The sequence below is a fragment of the Shewanella sp. S1-49-MNA-CIBAN-0167 genome (assembly GCF_040310145.1).
GTDB classification, from domain to species: domain Bacteria; phylum Pseudomonadota; class Gammaproteobacteria; order Enterobacterales; family Shewanellaceae; genus Shewanella; species Shewanella psychromarinicola.
The window spans coordinates 1-374 of sequence record NZ_JBEOPO010000135.1 but is presented as its reverse complement, the minus strand read 5'-3'; the positions used below and the strand labels follow the sequence as shown (position 1 = coordinate 374).

The 374-nt window shown below is 45.7% G+C and carries 1 protein-coding gene; it reads right to left on the bottom strand.

Translation table 11 applies throughout. From position 1 onward, the window contains the following. Positions 1 to 374: terminase large subunit domain-containing protein (locus AAEZ00_RS20700; protein ID WP_351089753.1), on the bottom strand; the 374-nt coding region annotated here is incomplete at both ends.

Genomic DNA, 374 nt, shown 5'->3' with positions numbered 1-374 from the left:
GGTTTACCTTGGCGCCAATGGTCGCCAGTCCAAAATGAGTAAGCCGGATGGGCTTTAGTCGATGGGGTTGAAAAGTAGGTTTTACGCCAGTTTTTATGGGTTGCCATGGCAGAGGCTAATTTGTTTAATACATCAAACTTGCCAATCCAAAAATACTCGTCCACATAGACGTGGCCGTGATAACTTTGCGCGGTTTTGCTGTTGGTACTTAAAAATCGCAGTTCGGCATCACCGTGCTTGGTGTGCAACACAATCGGGTTGCCGGTTAATTCAATTTCGAAAAACTCTTGAGCGATAGCAATAATGTAACTGCGGAATACTTCAGCTTGCGAACGTGACGCCGACAAGAATATTTGCGGATCCCCGGTTAATAC